The sequence below is a fragment of the Mesorhizobium sp. P5_C1 genome (assembly GCF_054049815.1).
In genome coordinates this window covers 1-25720 of sequence record NZ_JBFULQ010000022.1, presented here as the reverse complement: position 1 = coordinate 25720, position 25720 = coordinate 1, and the positions used below count along the sequence as shown (strand labels likewise).

The 25720-nt window shown below is 62.9% G+C and carries 27 protein-coding genes and 1 tRNA gene; 16 read left to right on the top strand and 12 right to left on the bottom strand.

Annotated features, from left to right (window positions below):
- The first annotated feature begins 197 nt into the window (after positions 1–197).
- Genes ACXJ7R_RS03670 through ccoS form a run of 3 tightly spaced genes read left to right on the top strand, consistent with a single transcriptional unit; the run spans position 198 to position 3455 of the window.
- Positions 198–980 carry a DUF2189 domain-containing protein gene (locus tag ACXJ7R_RS03670; RefSeq protein WP_095084123.1) on the top strand — a complete coding sequence of 261 codons (783 nt, stop codon included), beginning with the start codon at positions 198–200 and terminating at the stop codon, positions 978–980.
- Positions 981–1017: 37 nt separating this feature from the next.
- Positions 1018–3312 (top strand): cation-translocating P-type ATPase, encoded by a 2295-nt coding sequence (locus ACXJ7R_RS03665; protein WP_457150632.1) that lies wholly within the window; start codon positions 1018–1020, stop codon positions 3310–3312.
- Entirely contained in the window at positions 3309–3455 is a 147-nt protein-coding gene (gene ccoS / locus ACXJ7R_RS03660; protein WP_095084125.1) for a cbb3-type cytochrome oxidase assembly protein CcoS, read from the top strand. Before ACXJ7R_RS03665 ends, ccoS begins: the two co-directional genes overlap by 4 nt.
- Positions 3456–3762: 307 nt before the next feature.
- Here the strand turns inward: ccoS and ACXJ7R_RS03655 are convergent.
- Positions 3763–3838 (bottom strand) — tRNA-Ala (locus ACXJ7R_RS03655).
- 160 nt (positions 3839–3998) lie between these two features.
- On the opposite strand from ACXJ7R_RS03655, the gene ACXJ7R_RS03650 reads away from it, so the two are divergent.
- Both ACXJ7R_RS03650 and ACXJ7R_RS03645 read left to right on the top strand, forming a co-directional pair.
- Entirely contained in the window at positions 3999–4289 is a 291-nt protein-coding gene (locus tag ACXJ7R_RS03650; protein WP_095084411.1) for a YggT family protein, read from the top strand.
- Between the two features lie 12 nt (positions 4290–4301).
- Entirely contained in the window at positions 4302–4619 is a 318-nt protein-coding gene (locus tag ACXJ7R_RS03645) for a DUF167 domain-containing protein (RefSeq protein ID WP_457150631.1), read from the top strand.
- A 12-nt stretch (positions 4620–4631) separates the two neighbouring features.
- Here ACXJ7R_RS03645 and ACXJ7R_RS03640 read toward each other — a convergent pair whose 3' ends face one another.
- From ACXJ7R_RS03640 to ACXJ7R_RS03630, 3 genes are read right to left on the bottom strand one after another with little or no spacing between them, the layout of a single operon-like run.
- The gene (locus ACXJ7R_RS03640; RefSeq protein WP_457150630.1) at positions 4632–5513 is read right to left on the bottom strand and encodes a MurR/RpiR family transcriptional regulator; all 882 of its coding nucleotides are present in this window, start codon (positions 5511–5513) and stop codon (positions 4632–4634) included.
- Between the two features lie 10 nt (positions 5514–5523).
- The gene (locus ACXJ7R_RS03635) at positions 5524–6591 is read right to left on the bottom strand and encodes an ABC transporter ATP-binding protein (protein ID WP_457150629.1); all 1068 of its coding nucleotides are present in this window, start codon (positions 6589–6591) and stop codon (positions 5524–5526) included.
- A 2-nt stretch (positions 6592–6593) separates the two neighbouring features.
- Positions 6594–7400 carry an SDR family oxidoreductase gene (locus tag ACXJ7R_RS03630; protein ID WP_457150628.1) on the bottom strand — a complete coding sequence of 269 codons (807 nt, stop codon included), beginning with the start codon at positions 7398–7400 and terminating at the stop codon, positions 6594–6596.
- A gap of 181 nt (positions 7401–7581) precedes the next feature.
- Here ACXJ7R_RS03630 and ACXJ7R_RS03625 point away from each other — a divergent pair, with 181 nt between their 5' ends.
- From ACXJ7R_RS03625 to ACXJ7R_RS03610, 4 genes are all read left to right on the top strand, one after another.
- A complete protein-coding gene (locus ACXJ7R_RS03625; protein WP_457150627.1) occupies positions 7582–8817 on the top strand; it encodes an ABC transporter substrate-binding protein in 1236 nt (411 codons plus the stop codon).
- A 207-nt stretch (positions 8818–9024) separates the two neighbouring features.
- On the top strand, positions 9025–9894 hold the full coding sequence (locus ACXJ7R_RS03620; protein WP_457150626.1) for a carbohydrate ABC transporter permease: 870 nt from the start codon (positions 9025–9027) through the stop codon (positions 9892–9894).
- Positions 9891–10715 (top strand): carbohydrate ABC transporter permease, encoded by an 825-nt coding sequence (locus ACXJ7R_RS03615; protein WP_095084132.1) that lies wholly within the window; start codon positions 9891–9893, stop codon positions 10713–10715. Before ACXJ7R_RS03620 ends, ACXJ7R_RS03615 begins: the two co-directional genes overlap by 4 nt.
- A gap of 123 nt (positions 10716–10838) precedes the next feature.
- Positions 10839–12314: a M81 family metallopeptidase gene (locus tag ACXJ7R_RS03610; RefSeq protein WP_457150625.1), complete on the top strand. Its 1476-nt coding sequence runs from the start codon at positions 10839–10841 to the stop codon at positions 12312–12314.
- Between the two features lie 79 nt (positions 12315–12393).
- Here the strand turns inward: ACXJ7R_RS03610 and ACXJ7R_RS03605 are convergent, their stop codons facing one another.
- The 6 genes from ACXJ7R_RS03605 to ACXJ7R_RS03580 form a co-directional block, all read right to left on the bottom strand.
- Positions 12394–14448, bottom strand: coding sequence for a M3 family metallopeptidase (locus ACXJ7R_RS03605; RefSeq protein ID WP_457150624.1), 2055 nt, complete (start codon positions 14446–14448; stop codon positions 12394–12396).
- A 120-nt stretch (positions 14449–14568) separates the two neighbouring features.
- The gene (locus tag ACXJ7R_RS03600) at positions 14569–14985 is read right to left on the bottom strand and encodes a nuclear transport factor 2 family protein (RefSeq protein WP_457150623.1); all 417 of its coding nucleotides are present in this window, start codon (positions 14983–14985) and stop codon (positions 14569–14571) included.
- Between the two features lie 92 nt (positions 14986–15077).
- Positions 15078–15722, bottom strand: a complete 645-nt coding sequence (locus tag ACXJ7R_RS03595; protein WP_457150622.1) for a carbonic anhydrase — start codon at positions 15720–15722, stop codon at positions 15078–15080.
- Between the two features lie 253 nt (positions 15723–15975).
- Positions 15976–16770 (bottom strand): DUF429 domain-containing protein, encoded by a 795-nt coding sequence (locus ACXJ7R_RS03590; RefSeq protein WP_457150621.1) that lies wholly within the window; start codon positions 16768–16770, stop codon positions 15976–15978.
- Complete coding sequence (pdxY, locus tag ACXJ7R_RS03585) at positions 16767–17651, bottom strand: pyridoxal kinase PdxY (protein WP_457150620.1); 885 nt, start codon at positions 17649–17651, stop codon at positions 16767–16769. Before pdxY ends, ACXJ7R_RS03590 begins: the two co-directional genes overlap by 4 nt.
- Before the next feature lie 13 nt (positions 17652–17664).
- Positions 17665–17916, bottom strand: coding sequence for a hypothetical protein (locus ACXJ7R_RS03580; RefSeq protein WP_457150633.1), 252 nt, complete (start codon positions 17914–17916; stop codon positions 17665–17667).
- 163 nt (positions 17917–18079) lie between these two features.
- Here ACXJ7R_RS03580 and ACXJ7R_RS03575 point away from each other — a divergent pair, with 163 nt between their 5' ends.
- The 6 genes from ACXJ7R_RS03575 to ppa all read left to right on the top strand — a co-directional run bounded on the left by ACXJ7R_RS03575 (position 18080) and on the right by ppa (position 22662).
- A complete protein-coding gene (locus ACXJ7R_RS03575; protein ID WP_095084414.1) occupies positions 18080–18718 on the top strand; it encodes a LemA family protein in 639 nt (212 codons plus the stop codon).
- Positions 18719–18918: 200 nt separating this feature from the next.
- Positions 18919–19734 (top strand): TPM domain-containing protein, encoded by an 816-nt coding sequence (locus ACXJ7R_RS03570; RefSeq protein ID WP_457150619.1) that lies wholly within the window; start codon positions 18919–18921, stop codon positions 19732–19734.
- Positions 19735–19738: 4 nt separating this feature from the next.
- Complete coding sequence (locus ACXJ7R_RS03565) at positions 19739–20617, top strand: TPM domain-containing protein (RefSeq protein ID WP_457150618.1); 879 nt, start codon at positions 19739–19741, stop codon at positions 20615–20617.
- Positions 20618–20626: 9 nt separating this feature from the next.
- A complete protein-coding gene (locus ACXJ7R_RS03560) occupies positions 20627–21265 on the top strand; it encodes a TPM domain-containing protein (RefSeq protein WP_457150617.1) in 639 nt (212 codons plus the stop codon).
- 242 nt (positions 21266–21507) lie between these two features.
- On the top strand, positions 21508–22014 hold the full coding sequence (locus ACXJ7R_RS03555; protein ID WP_457150616.1) for an N-acetyltransferase family protein: 507 nt from the start codon (positions 21508–21510) through the stop codon (positions 22012–22014).
- A 114-nt stretch (positions 22015–22128) separates the two neighbouring features.
- Positions 22129–22662, top strand: coding sequence for an inorganic diphosphatase (gene ppa / locus ACXJ7R_RS03550; protein WP_457150615.1), 534 nt, complete (start codon positions 22129–22131; stop codon positions 22660–22662).
- A 196-nt stretch (positions 22663–22858) separates the two neighbouring features.
- On the opposite strand, the gene ACXJ7R_RS03545 is transcribed toward ppa, so the two are convergent.
- A complete protein-coding gene (locus ACXJ7R_RS03545) occupies positions 22859–23452 on the bottom strand; it encodes a hypothetical protein (RefSeq protein ID WP_457150614.1) in 594 nt (197 codons plus the stop codon).
- Positions 23453–23497: 45 nt separating this feature from the next.
- Positions 23498–24115, bottom strand: a complete 618-nt coding sequence (locus ACXJ7R_RS03540) for a TetR/AcrR family transcriptional regulator (RefSeq protein ID WP_457150613.1) — start codon at positions 24113–24115, stop codon at positions 23498–23500.
- A 73-nt stretch (positions 24116–24188) separates the two neighbouring features.
- On the opposite strand from ACXJ7R_RS03540, the gene ACXJ7R_RS03535 reads away from it, so the two are divergent.
- Complete coding sequence (locus ACXJ7R_RS03535; RefSeq protein WP_457150612.1) at positions 24189–25472, top strand: MFS transporter; 1284 nt, start codon at positions 24189–24191, stop codon at positions 25470–25472.
- Positions 25473–25720: the final 248 nt, after the last annotated feature.

Sequence of the window (25720 nt, the reverse complement as noted above, 5' to 3'; positions counted from 1 at the left end):
GCCGCTGGACTTGCCACATTCACCGTTGCAAACGCGCATTTCCTCTACGTGGCATTCATGTCGCAGCCGGACTGCGTTCCACACAGCAAGGTGTCACGAGCCGCCATTCCGGGAGGCCTCTACCAAGCCGCCGATCCGGCTTGCTAGGGCCTTGCGAACACGGCAATGAACCAGGCAGGGCAGGAAGGAACATCACAATGGGCAATGTCGATTTGACAGCGGATGGCCCTACCTACGTGGGGGCCCGCAATCGCCATCTTCCAGCCGGCGCCGCCCTCGGCTGGCTGCGCGCCGGTTGGCGTGACCTCATGGCAGAGCCGGGTTCCAGCCTCGCCTACGGCCTCGCTGTGTTCATCGTTTCAGTCGCGATCGTCGGAGGCCTTTTCTTCCTCGGTCTCGACTACATCCTGTTTCCCGCCATCGCTGCCTTCATGGTCGTCGGTCCGCTCGTCGCCATAGGTCTCTACGAAAAGAGCCGGCTGATCGAGGCCGGCGAGCCGGTTTCGCTGCAGCGCATGATCTTCGTCAGGCCGGCCTCCGGCGCCCAGGTCCTGTTCACCGGCGTCATCATGCTGGGGCTGGCCTTGCTGTGGATGCGAGCCGCAGTCATTATCTATGCGCTGTTCTTCGGTTTGCGGCCGTTTCCAGGCCTCGACCATGTTGCTTCGATGCTATTCACCACGGGCATCGGATGGGCCATGCTCGCCACGGGCACCGTCGTCGGCGGGGTTTTCGCGGCGTTTTCCTTTGCGATCAGCGTTTTCTCGGTGCCGATGCTCCTCGACGAGCGGACGGACGCTTTTACGGCAATGGGCATGAGCATTTCCCGCGTCTGGAACAATCGGCCTGTCATGATCGCTTGGGGAGCGATTGTGCTTGCGCTGACCGCGGTCGGCCTGCTGACAGCAATGATCGGCCTGATCGTCGTCTTTCCACTGCTCGGGCACGCTACCTGGCACGCCTACAAGGCAATCAAATGACGTCGGCTATGCTCAGGCCGCAAAAGGCTGCTGACCCATGACCTGTTGCGCGCCCGGTGCGGAGGCCGCGTTGTCGATCGCCGGGATTGATGCCGGGTCGAACCCGGCGGAGGAAATCCGGCTGGCCAGTCGTGATCTCGGTAACGGCGCCCGCCAATCCGCTCTTTCGGTTCCCGGTATTCATTGCGCGGCCTGCATCGCAACGGTCGAAAGTACCCTGTTGACATTGCCCGGTGTGGAATTTGCCCGCGTGAACCTCTCCATGAAGCGCGTCACGGTGAATTGGCGTGCGGCGGAAATCAGCTCGCCCGATCTGATCGGGGCTCTGCGCGCCGCCGGCTACGATGCACATGTATTCTCGATCGAATCCGATCCGCGCGATCCTGAGTATTCGCGGCTCATCCGGGCGCTCGCAGTTGCCGGGTTCTCGGCAATGAACATCATGATTCTGTCCGTGTCTGTGTGGTCGGGCGCCGATGCGGGCACACGTCAAGCCTTCCACTTGATATCGGCGGTGCTTGCGCTGCCTGCCTTGATCTACTCGGGGCGGATTTTCCATGCCTCTGCGTGGTCTGCGCTTCGCCAGCGACGGACCAATATGGACGTGCCGATTTCGGTCGGTGTGACGCTTGCCTTCGCACTTAGCCTCTACGACACGGTCCACAACGCCACTCATGCATATTTCGATGCTGCGACTTCGCTTCTGTTCTTCCTGCTGATCGGCCGTACACTCGACCATTTGATGCGTGAAAAGGCCCGCTCGGCGGTGGCTGGCCTGGCCAGGCTGGCGCCTGCAGGCGCAACGATCATCGAAGCCGATGGCCAGCGGCGCTACGTCCCGGTTGGCGAGATCGAGCCCGGAGCGTCCCTACTCGTTGCCGCTGGTGATCGAATCCCGCTCGACGGGGTGGTGACGGAAGGCGCTTCCGAACTCGATTGCTCGCTGGTTTCGGGCGAGGCCGCACCCAAGCACGCCGGACCAGGGACCATGATCCAGGCAGGGTTGACGAACCTTACGGGTCCGTTGACGGTCAGGACCATTGCGCGTGCGGACAGCTCATTCATTGCCGAAATGGTCCGGATGATGGAGGCAGCCGAGGGCGGACGGGCGCGTTACCGCCGGCTGGCCGACCGGGCCGCCGCCCTCTATTCTCCGGTGGTGCACGTGATGGCCCTGCTGTCGTTCCTCGGCTGGATATCGGCTACCGGCGATTGGCACGCATCGGTCACGATCGCGATAGCCGTCCTGATCATCACCTGCCCCTGCGCGCTGGGCCTTGCCGTGCCGATCGTACAGGTCGTGGCCGCGCGCCGCCTCTTCGAGAAAGGTATCATGGTCAAGGACGGCTCGGCGCTGGAGCGGCTTGCGGAAGTCGACACCGTGCTTTTCGACAAGACGGGAACCCTGACACTTGGAAAGCCGCGCCTCGTCAACGCCAGCGACATCGAGCCGTATGCCCTGGGAATCGCGGCGGCGATCGTCGCCCGTTCCAGGCATCCAATGTCTGCGGCGATCTCGGACGCTGTACAAAACGGTCAGGCATTTCCGGAGTTCGACCGGATTTCAGAACATCCGGGCTGTGGAGTGGAAGCGCGAGCGGGAAACAATATCTATCGCATCGGCCGACCGGACTGGGCGCTTGGCCGCAAAGCCGCAATTTCCGATGAGCGCGCTTTCTCCGTTTCGCTCCTCGTGAAAGACGGCGCGCCGTTGGCCAGCTTCGTATTCGAGGACGGCAATCGTCCTGATGTTCGAGAGACGGTGAGCCGGTTGCAGCGGCAAGGCCTTGCTGTCGGAATCCTCTCTGGGGACCGACGACTTGTCGTCGAAGAACTTGCGTCATCTCTCCGGATCGACAGCTTCATGCCGGAACTGCTTCCATCCGGAAAAGTTGCGCGCATCGCCGAACTGCGCAAGGCCGGAAGCACGATTCTGATGGTCGGCGACGGCCTGAACGATGCTCCAGCGCTTGCGGCCGCGCACGTGTCTATGGCGCCCGCGACGGCAGCCGATGTCGGCCGCAACGCCGCGGACTTCGTCTTCTTGCACCCGAGTCTTTCGGCTGTGACGGACGCTCTCGAAATCTCGCGCAATGCAGGAATCCTGATTCGCCAGAATTTCACCCTGGCGATCGGCTACAACATCATCGCGGTACCGGTCGCCATCCTCGGCCACGTGACTCCACTTGTGGCAGCGGTCGCGATGTCGCTGTCTTCGATTGTCGTTGTGTCCAACGCTCTTCGTCTCAGCAATCGCCCATCTCGAAAACCGCCCCGCTGGCAAGCCGCATCGACTCACGCCAACATTCAAGCGATGGCTACAGGATCATGAGCTACCTGTCCGTTCTCGTGCCGATCGCAATTCTGATGGGCCTTGCAGGGCTCGCCGCCTTCATGTGGGCGCTGCGTTCAGGACAGTATGACGATCTCGACGGGGCGGCCGAGCGAATCCTTATGGATGACGACCAGGAATGAAACAGCGAGGAAGCAAACCTTCTTGCGGACGGTCGATCTACGATTCAAATTCAAAGGGCCAGTTTAGGAGAAGTTTCGACTGAGGTGACCGGCAGCCTGCGGGGGTTGTCGAAAGGTCTGCTTCGCATCTTCCTTGGAAAATTGTGGGCACGGAAATGGACCCGGGGAGACGGGAAGCAAATACACCTGCAGAAGGCCTCGAGATCTGGACTCAGTTACGGCCGAACCAAAGAGCAAAGGGTGTAAGCCTCGGACAACACGAGGCTTTTCCGAGTAGTATTGTGGCCAAAGGTTCGCCAAAATCCGCTGGTGGAGCTGAGGAGGATCGAACTCCTGACCTCGTCATTGCGAACGACGCGCTCTCCCAGCTGAGCTACAGCCCCGTCCAGCGGATGGCGCATTTATCGGGCGCCGCGCTTTCCTGTCAAGGCGGCGTTTTGCCGAAATCCGCGGCTGCCGGTCGTCAGGCCAGCACGCGGAGGACGGCGGCCCTTGCCGGTTTCGCCTGCAATGGCTACATGTCGGCAACAATTGGAGACCGGCATGCTCGCCCTCATTCAAACAATCGTCATGGCGCTTGACCTCTATTGGTGGGTCATCATCGCTTCGGCRATCTTTTCTTGGCTCTACGCCTTCAACGTCGTCAACTCGCGCAACCAGTTCGTCGGCAGCATCGGCAACATGCTCTTCCGGCTGACGGAGCCGGCGTTGCGACCGATCCGCCGCTTCATACCGGACCTCGGCGGCATCGACATTTCGCCGATCATCCTCCTGCTGATCCTGTTCTTCCTCCGGCAGTTCCTGCTCACCACAGTGGCGCCTCTGGTCTTGTGAACCCATGACTGCATGAGCACGCCGTTCCGCCTGCGCGATGACGGTATCGACCTGTTCGTCCGGCTGACACCAAAAGCGGCGCTGGACAGGCTTGAAGGCATCGAGACCTTGGCGGATGGGCGAAGCCACCTGAAGGCCCGCGTCCGCGCAGTGCCGGAAAACGGCGCCGCCAATCAGGCGCTTGAGCGTTTGCTGGCCAAGGCGCTGGGCGTGTCGGCGTCCGCCGTCTCGATTGTCGCCGGCGGCACCGCCCGGCTGAAGACCGTGCGCATTGCAGGCGACCCGGCGACGCTGGCGAAAGGCATCGAGGCGCTCGGCCAGCAGTCCTGATGCCCTGGCGGTTCAATCCCCCAGCGGCAAACGCGGATCGTCGACTTTCAACGTGTTCACGCTCTGCTTGATGCGGCGCAGGTTTTCCAAAACCTTTGGTCCGCGCGTCTCGGCGACGGATGTGACGATCATGTCGACGATCGACAGCAGTGCATAGCGCGACGATGTCGGCTTGTAGATGTTGCCGTCCTCGAGCGACTGGAAATGGATGACCGTGTCGGCGACTTTGGCGAGTGCCGAGTCAGGCGGCGTGATGGCGATGGTGGTGGCGCCATACTGCTGGGCGACCTGCACCGCATCGATGACCGATCGGGCATAGCCGGAAACCGAAAAGGCGATCAGCGTGGTATCGGGGGTGGCAACGGCGGCGTACATGCGCTGCAGTTGCCCGTCGATCTGCGCAAGCACCGAAACGCCCAATCTGAACAGCCGGTTCTGCATCTCGGTCGCCATCATCGAGGAAATGCCGCCCGACCCGATACATAGAACGTTGCCGGAGACGGCGATGCGCGCGGCGACGGCGACCAGCGTCGTCATGTCGAGGTTTTCGCTGGCGCGCTGGATGGCTGATATCGCTGCCTCGGTGATGGCGGAAGCGATGCGCTGTTCGCGGGCATCCCGGCTCAACGGCTCCGGCGACAGATACTGGCCGCCGATGGCGATGGCTTGCGCCAGATAGAATTTGAAGTCGCGCAGGCCCTCGCAACCGAGGTTGCGGCAGAACCGGGTCACCGTTGGCTCGCTGACGCCAACGCGGGCGGCAATTTCCGAGATGGCCGCCTTGGAGACCAGATCGAGGTCGGCAAGCACGAAGGCGGCCAGCTTGCGATCCGACTTCGTGCCGTCCTGCAACATCAGTTGCAGGCGTGTGATGATGTCGGCCGGCGTCTTCATATTCGTGTTTTCATACGGGCAGACCCGTCGCCTTGTCGAACAGGTGGATGTTGCCGGGATCGACGCTCACCGGCAGCACGTCGCCCGGCCTGACCGGCACCCTGTCGCGGAACACGGCGCGCACCGTGTCGGTGCCGATGGCGCCATAGACATGGGTTTCGGAGCCGGTCGGCTCGACGACATCCACCTTGATCGCCATCGCGTCGGCGGCCTCGCCGATAACAAAATGTTCGGGCCGGATGCCGGCCTCCACCGCACTACCCGCCGACACCTGCTTGCCGGTAAGCGCGAGCCGCCCGCCACCTGTCGACTCGAACCAGGTGTTCTCAGGCGTTGTCTTGAGAGAACCGGAAACAAAACTCATCGAAGGCGAGCCGAGGAAGCTGGCGACGAATTTGTTGGCCGGTCGGTCATAGAGCTCCAGCGGCGCGCCGACCTGTTGGATCCTGCCGCGGTCCATCACGACGATGCGGTCGGCCATGGTCATGGCCTCGATCTGGTCGTGAGTGACATAGACGATCGTCGATTTCAGCCGCTGGTGCAGCGCCTTGATCTCGACGCGCATCTGCACGCGCAATTGCGCGTCGAGGTTGGACAAGGGCTCGTCGAACAGGAACACCGATGGTTCGCGCACGATGGCGCGGCCCATGGCGACGCGCTGGCGCTGGCCGCCGGATAGCTGGCGGGGATAGCGGTCGAGATAGGAGAACAGATTGAGGACGCCGGACGCCTTCTTGACCTTTGCATCGACCGTGGCGCGCGCTTCGCCGCGAATCTTCGGGCCAAAGCCGATATTGTCCGACGCCTTCAGATGCGGAAACAGCGCATAGGACTGGAACACCATGGCGATGTTGCGCTGCTGCGGCGGCAGCGCGTTGGCGCGTACGCCGCCGATCAACAGGTCGCCGGAGCTGATCGTCTCCAGCCCGGCCAGCATGCGCAGCAGGGTCGACTTGCCGCAGCCGGATGGCCCGACCAGCACGACGAACTCGCCGCTCTTGATGTCGAGGCTGACGTTTTCAAGGATCTTGTGCTGGCCGAAGGATTTCGACAGGTCGCGGAACTCGACGTCGGTCATGATCACGCTCCCAATATGTCGTCGATGAATGGCAGGCAACCGGCCGTCAGGCCAGCGTCCACCGGCATCACCACCCCAGTTACGCCCGATGCGCGATCGGAGGCAAGGAAGGCGACGGCTTCGGCCACTTCCGAAGCGTTGACGATGCGGCCGAGCGGATAGAGGCGCTGCAGCTTGCCGAGGATTTCAGGATCCTTGGCAAGGCGATGGTCCCAGGCGGCAGTGCGGATCGATCCGGGGCAAACCACATTGGCGCGCAGGCCGCTGCGGCCGAGCTCGACGGCTATCGCCTTGGCATAGGCGTTGATCCCGGCCTTGGCCGCCGCATAGGCGGGATTGCCGAAATGCGCGATTGCATTGACCGATGAGATGAAGACGACGCTACCCGAGCCGCGGCTGGCCATCGCCCTGACCAGCGGATCGGCGAAAGTCATTACGCCGGTCAGGTTGAGGTCGAGTTCCTGCTCGATCTTGTCGGAGTTGAGGGCGGCAAGCGTCTCGGCGCGTGTCCAGCCGGCATTGTTGATGAGAATGTCCGGCACGCCATCCCGGTCGAGGATCGCGGCGATCGCCGCGTCTATCGCAGCCCGGTCGAGAAGGTCGAAGACATGGCGGGAGGCAAGGTGCGGGCTGTTCAACGCTTCGCTGGACTGGTCGCAACCGATGACCCTGGCGCCCCGTTGCGCCATCAGCGCCACGATGGCGGTGCCGAGGCCGCCGCCAGCACCGGTCACCACGACAGTCTTGCCTTCGAACTCGGCCCTGCTTTCGAACTTGGCCCTGCCATCGAATTCGGCTTGCGAAACCACCGTGCATCATCCTTAGGGAGCGCTGACAATCGTATCAGGCCTAGTCCACGAAATGTAATTAAGCAACAGAATAATCTGCTTGCAAGCCTTCAAATCATCGATAATGTAGGAAAGTAACATAAATCTTCTGCGCCGGTCGCGAAGAGGCGCGCAGGCGCAAAATCAAAACGGGAGACATCAAATGAGCCTTGCAAAATGGACTGTCGGCCTGATGGCCGGAATGAGCATGCTGGCATTTGCGGCGCAGGCAAATGCGGGCGAGGTGCGCGTCACTGTCGCCGAGTACAGCGCCAAGACTGGACCTTATTTCGACAGCGTCAAGAAGGAATTCGAGGCGGCAAACCCCGGCACTACCGTCAAGTTCGAAGTGGTACCGTGGGATGTGCTGCTGCAGAAGCTGACCACCGACATCACCGCCGGCACCAATGCCGATCTGTCGATCATCGGCACGCGCTGGCTGATCGACTTTGTCCAGCAGGATGTCGCCGAGCCGCTCGACAGCTATATCAAGCCCGACTTCAAGGGCCGCTTCATCGACACCTTCCTGTCACCCTCGATCATGGACGGCAAGACCTACGGCCTGCCGATCGCGGCCTCGGCGCGCGCGCTGTACTACAACAAGGAGCTGTTCGAGAAAGCCGGCATCGCCAATCCGCCGGCAACCTGGACCGAGCTGCAGGAGGACGCACGCAAGATCAAGGCGCTCGGCTCCGGCACCTTCGGTTTCGGCCTGCAGGGCAAGGAGATCGAGACCGACGTCTATTACTACTATGCAATGTGGTCCCAAGGCACCGAAATCCTCAACAAGGATGGCACTTCCGGCCTTGGCACGCCGGGCGCGCTTGAGGCCGCCAAGCTCTATAAGTCGATGATCGACGAGGGCCTGACCGAGCCGGGCGTCACCTCCAACAACCGCGAGGATGTGCAAAACCTGTTCAAGCAGGGCAAGGTCGGCATGATGATCACGGCACCCTTCCTGTCCAACCAGATCAAGGACGAGGCGCCAAAGCTGAAATACGGCGTGGCGGCCATTCCGGCCGGACCGACCGGTGCGCGCGGCACCTATGGCGTGACCGATTCCATCATCATGTTCAAGAACTCCAAGAACAAGGACGAGGCCTGGAAGCTGCTCGATTTCCTGTTCACCACCGAGCAGCGCGCCAAGTTCACGCAAGGCGAAGGCTTCCTGCCGGTGAACAAGGAAGAGGCCAAAATGGACTATTATGTGAACAATGCCGATCTGGCGGCGTTCACCGCCCTGCTGCCCGACGCCCGCTTCGCACCGATCATCCCAGGTTGGGAAGAAGTCGCCCAGATCACGTCGGACGCCATGCAGAAAATCTATCTCGGCAGCGCCGAACCCGAGGCAGCGCTGAAGGACGCCGCTGCCAAGGCCAATGCAGTGCTGAAGAAATAGTGCTGAGGAAATAGGGCGTCTCTCCCGCGCCCGTGGCGCGCCCAGACGATCGGGCGCGCCACACTTTTCCGAGGCGAATTTCGAATTCGCCACGGAGCGGGTCATCGTTCAACAGAAAACGCCTGACAGCTCTATCTCTCCGTTTTCAACGCAATCCAGGACGGAAAACCGCTCCACATTTTTCCTGGAATTGCTCTAGGTCAGCCGATGCAAAATCGCTTCTTGCCCTATCTCCTGACCTTGCCCAGCCTGTTCCTGGCGGCTGTCGTCATCTTCTGGCCGGTGTGGGACCTGGTCCAGATCTCGACGCATGAGGTCAGTCGCTTCGGTCAGCTTCGCGAATTCAACGACTTCGCCAATTTCGCGGCGCTCGCTGCCGATCCCGATTTCATGGCCGCGCTCTGGCGCACCGGACAGTGGACGGTGCTGGTCGTCGGTGGCGCGCTGTTGCTGTCGATCCCGGTGGCGATGATCCTCAACACCGATTTCTATGGCCGCGGCGTCGCCCGCGTCATCATCATGCTGCCCTGGGCGGTGTCGCTGACCATGACCGCCGTGGTCTGGCGCTGGGCGCTGAGCGGCGAAAGCGGCATGCTGAACTCGGCGCTGATTGGCCTCGGCCTCATCGAGCACAACATCCAGTGGCTGGCGAGCGCCGAGACCGCCTTTCCGATGCAGGTGTTGATCGGCATCCTGGTGACGGTGCCGTTCACGACGACGATCTTCCTCGGCGGTCTGTCGTCGATCCCGGACGACCTTTACGAGGCGGCAGCACTCGAAGGCGCGACACCGCTGCAGCAGTTCCGCGAGATCACCTTTCCGCTTCTGAAGCCGTTCATCAACATCGCCATTGTGCTCAACACCATCTACGTCTTCAATTCATTCCCGATCATCTGGGTGATGACGCAGGGCGGGCCGGCCAATTCGACCGACATCCTGGTCACCCATCTCTACAAGCTGGCCTTCCGCATCGGCAAACTGGGTGAGGCTTCCGCGGTCTCGCTGGTGATGTTCGCCATATTGTTGGTCTTCACCATGATCTATGTGCGGCTGGCGATGCGGGAGCAACGCGGATGACGAGCAAGCTGAAGCGTTCGATCATTGCCTGGCTGCTGCTGGCGCCGCTGATCGTGGTGACGATCTTTCCCTTTGCGGTGATGTTCCTGACTGCCGTCAAGCCGAGGCAGGAAGTGCTGTCGCCGACCTGGTGGCCGAGCGAATTCCGCTGGTCGAATTTCTCCGACATGTGGGTGGCGACCGGCTTCGGCCAGGCGCTGCTCAATTCGCTCTACGTGTCTGTTATCGCCACCGTCGGCGCCATCCTGATTTCGGTTCCGGCGGCCTATGCGATGTCGCGCTTCCGCTTTGCCGGCTACGGCGCCTTGCGCCAGTTCCTGCTGATCTCGCAGATGATCTCGCCGATCGTGCTGGTGCTCGGCCTGTTCCGGCTGATGGCGGCCTGGGGCCTGGTCGAAAGCACCACGGCGCTGGGCTTCATCTACATGGCCTTCAACGTCGCCTTCACGGTGTGGATGCTGCAGAGCTATTTCGACACCATCCCGCGCGATCTCGAGGAAGCGGCCTGGATGGAAGGTGCCGGCCGCTGGCTGACCCTGCGCAAGGTGTTCCTGCCGCTCTGCCTGCCGGCGATCGCGGTGACCGCCATCTTTACCTTCATCAATGCCTGGAACGAATTCGTCGTGGCGCTCACCATGCTGCGCAGCCAGGAAAGCTACACGCTGCCGATCCAGGTGTTTTCGCTGGTCGCCGGCCGCTACACCATCGAATGGCACCATGTCATGGCGGCCACGCTGCTGGCGACCTTGCCGGTGGCGATCCTGTTCATCTGGCTGCAGCGCTACCTCGTCAGGGGGCTGGCGCTCGGGGCGGTCAAATAGCCGCTAGAGCGGTTCATCGTTCGCGGAAACGCGGAGCCGCTTTATCTCTTTGTCTTGACACAATTCCGGATGGAAAAGTGTTCACACTTTTCCTGGAATTGCTCCAGCATCCACGGAGTTCTCATGCGCATCTTCACCGCCTCGCTGGCGACGGAAACCAACACCTTCTCGCCGGTGCCAACCGACAGGGCCTCGTTCGAGATGGCGTTCTATGCCGGACCCGGCAAGCATCCGGAGACGCCGACGCTGTGTTCCTCGCCGATGGTCTCCCTGCGCCGGCGCGCGGCGGCCGAAGGCCTGACCATCATCGAGGGCACCGCCACCTGGGCGGAGCCCGGCGGCCTGGTGCAGCGGCAGACCTATGAGGCGCTGCGCGACGAGATCCTCGGCCAGCTCGAGGCGGCACTGCCGGTCGATGCCGTCATTCTTGGCCTGCATGGCGCCATGGTGGCTCAAGGCTATGACGATTGCGAAGGCGATCTGCTTGAACGAATCCGCGAGGTGGTGGGTCCGAAGGTGGTGATCGCCTCTGAGTTCGATCCGCACAGCCATCTGACACCCAAGCGTGTCGCCGCGTCAGACATCATGGCCTACTTCCTCGAGTTCCCGCACACCGATTTCTACGAGCGTGGCGAACATGTCGTCGAGCTTGGCCTCGCCGCGGCGCGTGGTGAGATCAGGCCTGTCATCTCGACCTTCGACTGCCGCATGATCCAGGTGCTGCCGACCAGCCGCGAGCCGATGCGCTCCTTCGTCGACCGCATCAAGGCGCTGCATGGCAGAGATCGCGTGCTGTCGATTTCGATCGTCCACGGCTTCATGGCGGCCGACGTGGCCGAAATGGGCACGCGCATCCTGGTCGTTACCGACAACGACAAGGCCAAGGGCGATGCGCTGGCGGAACGGCTGGGGCGGGAGCTCTACGCGCTGCGCGAACAGACGGCGATGACCATGTTGAGCGCCGCTGACGGCATCGATCGGGCTCTGGCTGTGTGCGCCGAAAACCCGGGCAAGCCGGTGGTCATCGCCGACATCTGGGACAATCCGGGCGGCGGTGTGCCCGGCGACGGCACCATCGTGCTGCGCCAGATGCTGGGGCGCGGCCTGAGCAATGTCGGCGTGGCGACGATCTGGGATCCGATCGCGGTGACCTTCTGCCTGGCGGCAGGCGAGGGAGCCGTCATCGACCTGCGTTTCGGCGGCAAAGCCGGGCCGCAGGCCGGCGAGCCGATCGACGCGCGGGTGCGGGTGCTGAAGGCCGTTCCGGAGGGCTGGCAGAGTTTCGGGCCGAGCCGGGTGACGCTCGGGCCGACGGCGCTGGTGCGCATCGAAGGCACCGAGGTCGACATCATCCTCAACACCAATCGCACGCAGACCTTCGAGCCGGATATTTTTTCCAACATCGGTGTCGATCCGATGGCCAAGGACATCCTGCTGATCAAGTCGACCAATCATTTCTATGCCGGCTTCGAGCCGATCGCCGTCGAGATCATCTATGTCTCTGCGCCGAGTTCGTATCCGAGCAATCCGGCGGTGACCAACTACACCAAGCTGATGCGGCCGGTTTGGCCGAGGGTCCCGGATCCGTGGGCGAAATAAAGCTGGGATCAGGGATTGCCAGCTTTGCGACCTTTCGCGGCCTGTCCTTCTCCCCCAGGGGAGAAGGAAGAAACAGGCGCTACACCAGCCCGCGCTTGACCATCATCGCATGGGGCGACGGCATCTTGCCGCGAAACGCCGTGTAGAGCTCTTCGGGGTCCTTCGAACCGCCGGCGGCGTAGATGTTCTTCCTCAGCTTCTCGGCGAGACCCGGGTTGAAGGGGTCGCCGGTCTCCTCGAAGGCGGCGAAGGCATCGGCGTCGAGCACTTCCGACCACATGTAGGAGTAATAGCCGGCCGAATAGCCGTCGCCGGAAAACACATGGCCGAAATGTGGAGTGCGATGACGCATCGCGATGGTGTCCGGCATGTCGAGCTTTTCAAGCGTTTCGGCTTCGAAACGAAGCGGCAATTCTGGCGCATCCGGCCGCGCGTGATAGGCCATGTCGATCAGCGCCGAAGAGGTGAATTCGACCGTGGCGAAGCCGGCGCCAAAGGTGCGCGCCCCCAGCATCTTGTCGAGCAGCGCCTTCGGCATCGGCTTGCCTGTCTTCACATGCAGCGCGTGCTTTTCCAGAACCGCCGGCACCGTCAGCCAGTGTTCGTAGAGCTGCGAGGGCAATTCGACGAAATCGCGGCTGACCGAGGTGCCGGAAACCGACGGCCAGGTGACATCGGTCAGCATGCCGTGAAGTGCGTGGCCAAATTCATGGAACAACGTTCTCGCCTCGTCGACCGACAGCAAGGCCGGCTCGCCGGCCGGCGGCTTGGCGAAGTTCATGATGTTGTAGATCACCGGTTTCGACCCGTGGCCAAGCTTGTACCCGGACTTGAGCGCGCTCATCCAGGCGCCGGAGCGCTTTGATGGCCGCGCGAAATAGTCGGCGAGGAACAGGCCGCGTTCGCTGCCATCGGCGTTTTTCACCACGAAGACGCGCGCATCCGGATGCCATACGGCAATGCCTTGCTTTTCCTCGAAGGTGATGCCGAACAGCCTTGTCGCCACGTCGAAGCAGGCGTCGATGACGCGGTCTAGCTGCAGATAGGGTTTTAGTTCGGCCTCATCGAAGGCGAACTTTTCGGCGCGCAGCTTCTCCTGGTAGAACCGCCAGTCCCAGGCGGCGAATGTCTCGTTGCTGCCGGCCCCCGTCGCCAGCCGCTGCAGTTCGCTCTGGTCGGCGGCGGCCCTTTCCACTGCCTTCTCCCAGACCGGATCGAGCAGCGCATGCACTGCCTTCGGCGTCTTGGCCATGGTGTCGTCGAGCTTCAGCGCGGCAAACGAGCCGTAGCCGAGCAGCTTTGCCTTTTCGGCGCGCAGCTTCAGCATGTCGCGCACGACGATTGTGTTGTCGGTGGCGCCGCCATTCTGGCCGCGCATGGTGAAGGCGCGGAAGGCGATCTCGCGCAGGTCGCGGCGTTCCGAGAAGGTCGTGAACGGCTCGTAGATCGAACGAGACAGGGTGACCGCATAGCGGCCCTTCTGGCCGCGCATCTCGGCGGCTTCGGCCATCGAGCTTTTCAGGAAGTCCGGCAGGCCGGCAAGGTCGACCGCGTCGAGGAACAGCGCCCAGTCGCGCTCGTCGGCAAGCACGTTCTGGCCGAAATTCGTGCCAAGCGAGGACAATTCCTCGTTGATCTTTGCCAGCCGCTTCTTGCCGTCGGCGCTGAGCTTCGCGCCGGAGCGTACAAACCCCTTCCAGGTCTTCTCCAGCACCCGCAGCGTCTCGGCATCGAGCTTCAGGCTTTTCCGGCGCTGGTAAAGGTCGTCGATGCGGGCAAACAGCCGCTCGTTCATCGAGATTGCCGAGAAATGTCTGGACATTTTTGGCGAGATGTCGCGCTCCAGTGCCTGGAACGTGTCATTGGTGTGTGCGCCGGCGCGGCACCAGAAGATCGACGAGACACGGTCGAGTGCCTCGCCACCGAGTTCCAGCGCCTGCAGCGTGTTGTCGATGGTCGGCGCGTCCTTGTTGCCGGCGATCGCCTCGATCTCCGCCTCATGCTCCTTCAGCGCCGCGTCGAAGGCCGGGGCAAAGTCGTCGTCGCCAATGCGGGTGAAATCAGGCAGGCCGAGCGGCCCTTGCCAAGCGGTCAGCGGATGGATGGCGAGGTCGACGGCTTTCGTGGAATGCATGGACAATCTTTCCTTGGTGAAGGCAGGCCGGGCGCCAGTGAAGGCGGTGGGCAGGGTGAGTTGGTACCGATGTAGGGCGCAGGTTTACCGCGCGCAACAGTGCCACCGGTCAGGTTTTCGTCAGTAACCGTCGCAATTCTCGGCGATCGCCGCTTGCGAGCTCGCGGTGATGCGATTGTCGGTCACCGCGAAGGTTTCCTGCATCAGCATGTCGTTGTTGGGAAAATCATAGCAGGCGATCACGGTGGTGACGCCGCCTTCGCTTTTTTCGATCCGGTGCCGGATCTCCGCACCCGCGACGGCGCCTTGCCATTCATCGATCGAGGCGATGAATTCCTGCTTGCTCTGCACGATGCCGAGGTCGTCCAGCTTGATGCGGACGTCGTCGGCGAGCAGGTCGGACAGTTCAGTGCGGTCGGCGACCAGGAGGGCCGAATACCATCGGCTGATGATGGCGCCATCGTCGGCATGGACTGGAATGATCGAAAACAGCAACGCTGCCGCGACGAAAGTGATCGAACGGCGATCTCCCRTCATGTGCTGCCTCCGTCTTCCTATCGGCTATCAGCTACCCGAAGAGCCGGTTGTCACCTTTCGCTGGCGCGTTCCTTCGGTTCTGGATCATGTGTCTATGCCAACTCCGGTCGTTCGAAATCGCCGGTCTCCTTGTTCATCACCCAGAGTTCGCCGGTCGAAATGTCGAACCAGGCGCCGTGCAGCGACAGCCGCCCCTTGCCTTCGAGGATCGAGACGCAAGGAAAGGTCCTGAGATTGGCGATGGAATAGCGGATCGAAATACGCTCCAGCGCGGTCTGGCGCTCCGACGCCGTCATGAAGGTGCTGGAGGACACGGTCTCGGCCGCTGGGGCGATGAGGCTCATCCATTTGCCGATGAAGTCGCCGGGAGACAGCGGTGCGGACGTGGTGTCGAGCGCGGCGCGGATGCCGCCGCAGCGACCATGGCCCATGACGACGATGTTCTTGACCTTGAGGCTCTGCACGGCGAATTCAAGTGCGGCAGAGGTCGAATGGAACTCTCCGTCCGGCGCGTAGGGCGGCACCAGATTGCCGACATTGCGCAGCACGAAGAGTTCACCCGGGCCGGCGTCGAAGATCGCTTCGGGGGCCGCGCGGGAGTCGCAGCAGGCGACGATCATCGTTTCCGGTGCCTGGCCTTCGCGGGCAAGCTCGCGATAGCGTCCGCTCTCGGTGAGATAGCGGCCGCTCATGAAACTGCGGTAGCCGGCGAGAAGGTGGTCGGGGAGATGGGGCATGGGTGGCGTCTGGAGCCTTTCCGGGTTGGATGCGGCAGCTCGTTGCGGTCTAGAGCGGGTCACCGTTTCACGGAAACGTCGAACCGCTCTTTCTGTTTTGCTTTGGCGCAATTCCGAACGGAAAACCGCTTCACACTTTTCCTAGAATTGCTCCAGAGAGCCTCTAACGGCAAAAGCCTCTTGCGGGCAATGCCSAATTGCAGATGGCTGCCCGCCAATCGCCATCCAAGACGCATGGCTTGAGCTATTGGGTTCACGCCCAGATGGCGACGGGGATGCCAAAACCGTCGCGGCCCGGCGGGTCGGGAAATGGCCGTGCCTCACCGCCGGCAATGCGACCGGCAATCAGCATCATCGCCGCCGCATCGAGAAAATCATCGGCGGCTGCACCGCGCGGCGGCGGCTGATCGAGAAAGCCCATCTCATAGCCGTGCCGGCTCAGCAGCGCCTTGCGTTCCGCCATGCCGGCCGGATTGATGCTGCCCTTGATCTTCTTCGGCAGCTGCATGGCCTGGTCGCCGTTCAGCCGGCAGAAAGCGACTTCCGGATGCGATTCAAAGATGCGGCCACGCAATTCGGGCCGGGCGATGAGCAAGGCGTCGATCTCGCGGATCTTGGCAAAAATACCGAACGCCTGGATCGAAACGCCGCGCGGCGGGTCTGATGTGGTCATGGCCACCTCGCTTGCCCGGCGATGCGCGGCATACCATGCTTCGATGGTGGTGAAGTCGCCCGCATCGGCATAGAGCGCGGCGCGGGACGGGATCGAAAAGACGCTGGATTGCCGTTGCCCGAGCAATGGCCGCACCAGCGCTTCCGGTCCGCGCCCGCCTTTGCTCGAAAACTCGGGCAGACCGATCGGCATGTCGACGGCGAGAACCGCGTCGGCAGGCAGTGATGCAAGCAGGGCTGTGAAGCTTGCAAAGACATCGACAGAGGGTGTGGAACCCGGGCAACGAGGTATCGAGCCGGGATCGCGCCGTACTGCGATCCAGCCGGCCTTGCAGCCGTCGACGCCGACGGTCACGGCGGTCGTGGCCAGGGTCACGCCCGCCGGTCCCTCCCCGGATGCGTGAGGTGGCGAAGCTGCACCATCGCCATAGGGTTCGCTAGGCTCTGCGCATCGGTTTCGAGCTGCAGTTCGTCGCCGCCGCGCTTGGCGGTGCGCGCCAGGATCTCGTAGACCGCCGCCGTGGTCGACTGCAGCGCCTTGATCGCCGGCTGGCCGGACAGGATGCGCGCCAGATAGACGGCCGCCGTCAGGTCGCCGAGACCGTTCGGCGGCTTGTCGATTAGGCGGTGCTCGGCCAGCAGCACCTGGTTGCCGTCGAGCAGCAGGTTGCCCGTGCCACCGGTCATCAGCGACGGCGCCGAGGTGACCAGCATGGTCGATGGCCCGGCGTGAAGGGCGGCTGCGATTACCGATTTCAGGTCGGGCAAGGGTGCGCCGGCCATCCATTCCAGTTCGTACCGGTTGGGGGTGGCGATGTCGGCGATCGGCATCAGCCGATCACGCATGGCGGCAGCAGTCAGTTCCGGCACGTAGAGGCCACCCGAATCGCCCATCACCGGGTCGCAGATATAGACGGCGTCAGGCGTCTTTGCCTTGACCGCGGCGACCAGCGAGGCGACGGCCTCGGCCTGGCCGGCCTCGCCGAGATAGCCGGACAGAACGGCGCCGACTTCGCCCAGCCATGGCGCACGCTCGAGATCGGCCATCAGCGCCTTGAACTGGTCGAGCGGTGGCACGATCCGCGTCGCCCGCCCATGGCCGGGATGCCAGGGCAGGATGATCGTCGGCACCGCCCACACCGGAAAGCCCAGTGTTTCCAGCGCAAAGACAGCCGCGCGGTTGCCGACCGAGCCGCGCGCGACATGGCTGGAAATGACGATGACCGCACGCGGCGCGTCGGTTTTTTCGGCGCTCATTGTTCTTTGATTCCTAACTGCCCCGGATGACGTAAAGCACGAGCCAGACCATCAGGCCCAGCGTCAACAGCAGGCCGAGTGTGCGGCCAATGCGTGTGCCCCAGAGTTCGATCGGGTCGGCACGGTCGGCATCGGCCGCGGTGACGTGGTCGCGCATGCCTTTCGTGCTGCGCGCCACAAACGAATTGCCGGCCGGATCCGTCTCGCGCGCGATGCGCTCGAGGATACGGCGCGATTCCCTCTCGCTGTCCTGGCGGTCCGCCATGATGATGTCCCGTTTCGTCAAGATCTTATCGCGTTCGCGCGGCCAATCACAGGGCCTTGCAACGGCACCGGGCGTGCCAGGCAAGCGGCAGCCGGTCGGGCGGTTTTCTTGCCCGCTGATTGTGGTAATGCTTCGCATGCAACTTCTCCCGAGGGACCCCATCATGTTTGCCCAGCGCCTTGCTCCACCATCCATGTTCCGCACGCTGCCCGCCTTCCTGATGATGGCGATCGTGCTGCCGCTGCTGGCCGGCTGCGGTTACAACACCATCCCGACGGCGGAGGAAAACGCCAAGGCGGCATGGAGCGAGGTGCTGAACCAGTATCAGCGCCGCGCCGACCTCATCCCCAACCTGGTCGAGACGGTCAAGGGCTATGCCTCGCACGAAAAGGACACGCTCGATGCGGTGGTCGAGGCCCGCGCCAAGGCAACGCAGATAACGGTGACGCCGGAAACGCTGAAGGATCCCGAAGCCCTCAAGAAGTTCCAGGATGCCCAGGCGGGGCTGACCAGCGCGCTGTCGCGGCTGATCGCGGTATCGGAGGCCTATCCCGACCTCAAGGCCAACCAGAATTTCCTGGCGCTGCAGGCACAGCTCGAAGGCACCGAAAACCGCATTGCGGTGGCACGGCGCGACTACATCCAGGCGGTCAAGGACTACAATCTGACGCTGAAGACCTTCCCCTCGGTGCTGTGGGCGACCTTCTGGTTCCGCAGCAACCAGCCCTTCGCCAACTTCACCATCGACGATGACAAGCTGCAGACGCCGAAGGTCGATTTCGGCACCAAGCAGGGCGGGTAACGAGCGCTTGGTGAGTCTGGTCTCTGTCGACCTTGAGCTCCGTCCCACCCCCCTCTGGCCTGCCGGCCATCTCCCCCGCAAGGGGGGAGATCGGCAGCTTTGGCGCTTTCGCCAATCGTTTGCGTTGCGGAGAGTACGCTGCCTGTGATGACAGCCAATCTCCCCCCTTGCGGGGGAGATGGCCGGCAGGCCAGAGGGGGGTGGGAAGAAACGCCAACCTGGCATTCCTTGCGCTATTTCTCAGCCTCCTTTTCCTCCCGTTCTCAGCCTTTGCCGCCGAGCTGCCGGCGCTGACGGGCCGTGTCGTCGACAATGCCGGCATTATCGACGCCGCCACCAAGGCGGCGCTGACGCAAAAGCTTGCCGATTTCGAGACAAAAGGCTCCGACCAGATCGTCGTCGCCACCATCAACAGTCTCGACGGCGAGGAGATCGAACCTTACGCCAACCGGCTGTTCCGCTTCTGGAAACTCGGCCAGGCGAAGGAAAACAACGGCGTCCTGCTGCTGGTGGCCAAGGACGACCACAAGATGCGCATCGAGGTCGGTTATGGCCTGGAAGGCACGCTGACCGACCTGCACACCAAGCTGATCATCGAAAACGACATGGTGCCGGCGTTCCGCGCCGGCGACTTCTCTGGCGGCATCAGCAAGGCCGTCGACGACATGGTTATGGTGCTGGAAGGCAATCCGGAGGAGCTGGTGGCGCGTGGCGAGCGCAACCAGCAGGCGCCATTCAATTCCGACGATCTGTTCTTCGCCGTCTTCATCAGCATCTGGGCGATCATCTTCTTCGGCAGCATCGCGGTCTCCGTCCTGCCGCCGATCTTTGGCCAGAAGCTTGGTCCCGGCCGCTACCGCTGGCTCGGCATGACGTTCGAGCCACACCGGCGGTCGTCTGGTGGCGGCTGGTCGTCGGGAAGCTCCGGCGGCGGCTGGTCTTCGGGCGGTGGCGGTGGCGGCTTTTCCGGCGGCGGCGGTTCGTCCGGCGGTGGCGGTTCCTCGGGAAGCTGGTGATCGCATGACAACACGCACCGTCAGCCTGTCGAGACCCTGCCGGTTCGCCGCGGCAGTCCTGGTGGCCGTGGCGGCGCTGTTCGTCGGGTTCACGGCCTTCGCCGCCGAGCTGCCGGCGCTGACCGGCCGTGTCGTCGACAATGCCGGCATCATCGACACCGCGACCAAGGCGGCGCTGACGCAGAAACTCGCCGATTTCGAGACAAAGGGCTCCGACCAGATCGTCGTCGCCACCATCAACAGTCTCGACGGCGAGGAGATCGAACCCTACGCCAACCGGCTGTTCCGCTTCTGGAAGCTCGGTCAGGCCGGCGAGAACAATGGCGTGCTTTTGCTGGTGGCCAAGGACGACCACAAGATGCGCATCGAGGTCGGCTATGGGCTGGAAGGCACGCTGACCGACCTGCACACCAAGCTGATCATTGAAAACGACATGGTGCCGGCCTTCCGGGCCGGCGACTTCTCCGGCGGCATCAGCAAGGCCGTCGACGACATGGTTATGGTGCTGGAAGGCAATCCGGAGGAGCTGGAGGCGCGCGGTCAGCGCAATCCCGCCCATAACAGCATGCCCATCGACCCCATCGTCGCGGTGTTCCTGATCCTGTGGGGCACGATGTTCTTTGGCGGGTTGGCGATGGCGTTCCTGCCGCCGACGTTCGGCACAAAGCTGTCGCCGGGCGTATACAAATGGCTGGGCATGACGTTTCGTTACGGCCGCGGACCGAGCGGATCCTCGGGCAGCAGCTGGACAACGGGTTCGTCGTCGGGCAGCGGCTGGTCGTCGGGAAGTTCCGGTGGCGGGTGGTCGTCCGGCTCAAGCGGCGGCGGGTTTTCGGGTGGCGGTGGCTCATCCGGTGGTGGCGGTTCTTCAGGAAGCTGGTGAGACATGATCATGGCGACACGACCGATCAGCCCGGAAGATCATGAGCGCATCGCCACTGCGATCCGCGCCGCCGAAACCAGGACCGATGGCGAGATCTACTGCGTCATGGCGCATGCCAGCGACGGCTATTTCTTCCCGGCCGCCTTCATGGCGACGGCAGGCATGCTGATCGTCAGCCTTGCCGTTGGTTATGGGCTGGAGGCCTGGTGGCTGTCGATCCGGCTGCCGCATTTCGTTATCGCCCARCTGCTGGCGCTGGCCTGCGTGCTGGCCTTGTTGTGGGTGCTGCCCGGCCTGCGCATCCATCTGGTACCAAGGCGGATGCGTTATCAGGCGGCGCACGCCAATGCGATCAAGCAGTTCCTCGCCCGCAACGTCCACCGCACCGCGGCGCGCACCGGCGTGCTGGTGTTCGTCTCGATCGCCGAACGTTACGCCGAGGTGGTCGCCGATTCGGGCATCGATGCCAAAGTCGGCCAGCATGTCTGGGATGGCGTGGTGCGCGACTTGACCGCGCACGCCGGCGACGACCGGCTTGCCGATGGCTTCGTCAAAGCGATCGAAACGGTGGGCGCGGTGCTGGCCGAGCATTTCCCGGTCACGTCGGGCGACACCAACGAACTCGACGACCATCTCGTCGAGATCTGAGAGCCTGCCTGCAAACGCTACTCAGCCGGACGCCTGGCGCGGTTTTCTGGGCTTCAGATGCTCACGGACCTGAAAGTCCGCGGCGCTTCGGTTCTCGAAAACCACCCCATCCATCTCGGCTGAGCGCGTTTTCAGACAGGCTCTCGCCGATGTCACCGACGCGATGATCGTCTGTGAGAAAGCGGTCGGCGGGCCGCGCTGACTCTTGCAATCGGGCAATGCGGGTTTATGGTTAAGAAATCATGAATACGCTGACGATCGACATAAGGAAGGCCGAACCGAGCGACGCAGGCGCCATCGCCGAGGTGCACCTGCAGGCCTGGCGCGGCGCCTATTCCGGCATCATTCCACACCGCACGCTGACATCGATGATCAACCGCCGTGGCGCCGATTGGTGGGCGAATGCCATCCGCCGCGCCGCCACCGTGCTGGTTGTCGAAATCGGCGGAAAGATCGCCGGCTATGCCACGATCGGCAAGAACAGGGCCCGGGAACTCAGGCAGCAAGGCGAAATCTACGAATTGTACCTGCGCCCGGAATACCAGGGTATCGGGCTCGGCAGCCGTTTGTTCGCGGCAGCCAAGGCGCGTCTGGCCGATCACGGGCTGAAGGGCATGGTAGTGTGGGCGCTGGAAGACAACCAGAACGCGCTCGCCTTCTACGCCGGCGCCGGCGGCCGTGACGTTGCCGAGGGTGTCGAAATCTTCGAGCAGAAGGCGCTGAAGAAGGTCGCTTTCGTCTGGGAGTGACGGCCAGGCCTTTCGGCCACTGTGTCCACCTGGACCCTACCCAGCACCATTCGCCGCATTGCGCCGCCGCGCCTCGCCCGCTATCGATCTTTCATCGATAAGAGGGACAAAGCCATGCGCATTGAAGCCATAGCCAGCGGAAAGAATCCGCCTGAGGACGTCAACGTCATCATCGAGGTGCCGATCGGTGGCGAGCCGATCAAATACGAGATGGACAAGGAGGCCGGCACGCTGTTCGTCGACCGCTTCCTGCACACCTCGATGCGCTACCCCGGCAATTACGGCTTCGTGCCACACACGCTGTCGGGCGACGGCGATCCGATCGACGTGCTGGTCTGCAACACCCGTGCGCTGGTGCCGGGCTGCGTCATTAATGTCAGGCCAATCGGCGTGCTGATCATGGAAGACAATGCCGGCCAGGACGAAAAGATCATCGCCGTGCCGTCACCCAAGCTGACGCTGCGCTACGAAAACGTCACCGAGTACACGCAGCTGCCCGACATCACGCGCCAGCAGGTCCAGCACTTCTTCGAGCACTACAAGGATCTCGAGCCCGGCAAATGGGTCAAGATCGAAGGCTGGCACGATTCCAAATACGCCAAGAAGATGATCCTCGAGGCGATCGCTCGGGCCAAGGCGAGCAAGTAGCTCAGCTTCGTCATCCCACGCGCAGACCCTGGGATCCATGCCGTGATGCCTGTCGCGGACGCGGCGGAACAGAATTCTGCACCGCTACGGCGTTGTGATTTCGCGGCATGGATCCTCGGGTCTGCGCTGCGTCGCTACGCTCGTTGCTCCGCCCGTGGATGACGAAGTTGCGGACGCTGCGGCCAATCCGACGAGCTTAGTTATCGACCCGACCGAAAGCCGGCACGTTGCCGATGACGGTGTGCCGGTCCTTGCCGCAGGCGAACGTCCGCGCTTTCTCGTCGGCCAGTTTGCGCGCCTGATCGTTGGCGGCGGGATTGCCGGTGGCCAGCACCAGGCCGACCGTGCAGCCATCGCGGGCGTCCATCTGGCCGACCTTGGCGATGAGCAGCACCTCGGTCGGCTTCTTTTCGTCGTCCGGGTTGCTGATCGAGCGGCGGTGGATCGCGGCAAAGGGCACAGCCTTGTCGCCCGTGGTTTCGATGCGCCACTCGATCCTGGCGCCGGACGAATTGAAGCCGGAGAAACTCTCCCAGACCGATGTCATGTCGCTGCCGGGCGGAAAGCCATAAAACAGCGATTCGCGCGCGTCGTCATAGGCGATCAGAACGGGGTAGCCGCGATAGCCTGAACAGGCGAGATCGGCCCAGTCGCCGTCGCCTTCTTCGGCCTGCGCGTAGGTTACGCAGTCCTTCTTCCAGTCGAGATCGGTATAGGCGCTAGATATATCGCTCGCCTGCGCAGCCTGGCAGAAACCGGCCAAGACGAACGGGATCAGAAGAGCGCGCATGGCCGACAATCTCCGTTGCAAGCCATCGCAGCGTAGCGTCAAACGCTATTTCTTCAAGCTCGCTTCAATCAGCAGATCGGCGTTGCGAGCGACCGACTGCGCCGGGCCGCCGAGCCCGAACAGCTGGCCGCTGATATAGGCGCCTTCGATAAGCAGCAGCAGGCCGTCGCCCAGCGTATCGGGATCCTGCGCACCCATTGCAACCGCCATGGCGCGCAGGCGGCGGCGCAATTCCTGCTTGTTGGCCTCGCTGACCACGCGGGCCGGATGGCTGTGTTCGGGGTACTCGACCGCCGCATTGGTCATGCCGCAGCCGCGATAGTCCGCCACCTGCGTTCGCTTGCCGATGCGGGTCAGGAATGCCTTGATCTGCGCACGCGGGTCGCCGGGATGGGCGGCGACCGCCTCATCGAAACGCTCCCAGTATTCCTGGTCGTACTGCCTGAGATAGGRGGCCGCCAGCTCATCCTTGGAGGGAAAGCTGCGATAGAGGCTGGGCTTGGTGACGCCGGCGCGCTTGACGATCTCGTCGACGCCGATCGCCCTGATACCGCGTCGGTAGAACAGCTCGTAGGCCACGTCGAGGATCTTCTTGGCGGCCTTCGGTGGCGCCGATGCATGACCGTCGCTGATGGTCAGTTCAATATTTTTGTCCGTTGGCATCATGGAACTCGATTGACAATGTTACCGATCGGTACGTATACCTTCTCCCATCTGCAACGTACCGGTCAGTAACATGATAGCTCAATCCCGTCCGTTTGGCCAGCGCTACGCTTTCGTCGTGGTTGGCGTCATCTTCCTCTGCCTGCTGGTCGCGGCCGGCCTGCGCTCGGCGCCCGCCGTCATGATGCTGCCGTTGGAGAACAGTTTCGGCTGGCGCCGCGACGTCGTTTCGCTGGCCGCCGGTGTCGGCATCCTGCTCTACGGCCTGACCGGGCCGTTCGCCGCCGCCCTGATGGAGCGGATCGGGCTGCGCCGCACGCTGCTTGCCTCGCTGGTGGTGATGTCAGGCTCGACCGCGCTTAGCCTCTTGATGACCAAGCCTTGGCATCTGTTCATCACCTGGGGCGTGTTCTCGGGCATTGGTTCCGGCGCTGTCGCCAGCGTGCTCGGCGCTACCATCGTCAACCGCTGGTTCAAGACCAATCGCGGCCTTGTCATGGGGCTGATGTCGGCCTCCAGTGCCTCCGGCATGCTGGTGTTCCTGCCGCTGATCGCCTCGCTGGCACAGTCGGGCGGCTGGCAGCCGGTTGTCATCGCCGTTTCGATCGCCACCGCTGCTCTGGTGCCGCTGGTCTGGCTGCTGGTGCCGGAGCGGCCGGCTTCGATCGGCATGGTGCGCTATGGTGCCGCGGCCGACGATGTGCCGCCGGTGTCACCGGCATCGCAGGGCAATTTCCTAGCCCACACGTTCTCGACGCTGCGCCGCGCCGCCGGCACGCGCGTGTTCTGGTATCTGTTCGCCACCTTCTTCGTCTGCGGTTTCACCACCAACGGACTGGTCGGCACGCATCTGATCGCCTTCTGCGGCGACATGGGCATCGGCGAGGTGCAGGCCGCCGGCCTGCTGTCGATGATGGGCATTTTCGACCTGATCGGCACGACGCTGTCGGGCTGGCTCACCGACCGTTTCGACCCGCGCAAGCTGCTCGGCGTCTATTATGGGATCCGTGGCCTGTCGCTGATCTACCTGCCCTATTCCGGCTTCTCGGCAACCAGCCTGATCATCTTCGCGGTGCTTTACGGCCTCGACTGGATCGCCACCGTGCCGCCGACGCTGAGGCTCGCCAACGAGGCATTCGGCGATCGCAGCGGTCCGATCGTGTTCGGCTGGATCGTCGCTGGACATCAGATCGGCGCAGCTGCTGCCGCAGCCTTCGGCGGCACGATGCGCGAGCTTCAGGGCAATTACGAGCTGGCCTTCATGATCGCCGGCATGACGGCAATCGCCGCCGCCTGTATCTCGCTGTTGATCAACACCAGCCGACCGGCCTTCGATCCGGAACCGCAAGCGGCTTAAGGCGACTGGGTGCGTTCTCCCCTTCTCCCCCTGGGAGAAGGGGAGAACGTGCCCAGCCTGTTGGTTGTTATCAAACCGTCATGGTTTCGAGATGCGCCTGAAACATTGAGGCTGGACCTTGGTGGCACCGTTCAAGCCATCCAGGAGACAGCCATGAACAAGCTCTCGATGACCCGCCGTGCTTTCGTCACCTCGGCCAGCGCCGTTGGCCTGGTCGGCGTCTCCGGCCTGGCGCTGCCATACTATTC